Origin of the sequence: Dietzia sp. (assembly GCF_036741115.1) — a bacterium.
In the GTDB taxonomy this organism is placed as follows: Bacteria; Actinomycetota; Actinomycetes; order Mycobacteriales; family Mycobacteriaceae; genus Dietzia.
In genome coordinates this window covers 1-947 of record NZ_DAINST010000077.1, presented here as the reverse complement: position 1 = coordinate 947, position 947 = coordinate 1, and the positions used below count along the sequence as shown (strand labels likewise).

1 protein-coding gene is annotated in these 947 nt (G+C 61.4%); it reads left to right on the top strand.

Translation table 11 applies throughout. The features are described from left to right. Positions 1–547 (top strand): DnaB-like helicase C-terminal domain-containing protein (locus V7E05_RS11460; RefSeq protein ID WP_333619786.1); only part of this gene is annotated, 547 nt, incomplete at its 5' end. Positions 548–947 lie beyond the last annotated feature (400 nt).

Below are 947 nucleotides of genomic sequence, written 5' to 3'. Positions count from 1 at the left end.
GCGCGGTGGTTCGCTCACGGACCAGGACTGGGCGCAGATGGCGAAGCGGCTCGGCGAGATCGAGACGGCTCCGCTGTTTATCGACGACTCGCCGAACATGACGATGATGGAGATCCGCGCGAAGGCGCGGCGGCTCAAGCAGCAGTACGATCTGCGGCTCATCGTGGTCGACTATCTGCAGCTGATGACCTCCGGCAAGAAGGTCGAGTCCCGCCAGCAGGAGGTGTCGGAGTTCTCCCGTTCGCTGAAGCTGCTGGCGAAGGAACTCGACGTTCCGCTGATCGCGATCTCGCAGCTCAACCGTGGCCCTGAGCAACGCACCGACAAGCGACCGCAGGTCTCCGACCTGCGCGAGTCGGGCTCGCTGGAGCAGGACGCCGATATCGTCATGCTCCTGCACCGGCCGGAGGTGACGGAACCCGACCATCCCGACGCCGGCAAGGCCGAGGTGATCCTCGGCAAGCACCGCGGCGGTCCGACGGGCTCGATTACGTTGACGTCCCGTTTGCACTACTCGAAGTTCTCGGACATGGCGAGGGGGATGTAGGGGACGAGAGCAGTTTTTTGAAATCGCCAATACTGTCCGGTTCAAAGCTCATCAGTATCTTGATGCTGGCGAGGGAGATCTAGAGAGGCAAAGGTTCTCGAAGCTTTCGGCCAAAAACGACAGTCGAGCCAATTTCAAGCGCACCTGGCTTAGCCCAAGGACGCCAAGGAGTGGGTAAGTCCCGTGGAGTGGTGGGGTTTCGGGGCCGAGGTTCTGGCTGGCGAAGGTGCGGCGGTCCACTGAAGAGGGCGGGCCACCGCGTAGTGGTCATCAATGAGTTACCGCCACGTAGCTCACAGTAAAGGACACACCACGCGATGACCCATTCCCTAGCCCAACAATCTTTCGAACTGCGCGTTCACGGCCGCGGCGTCGTGTTGGTCATTTACGCTGTGCAGCA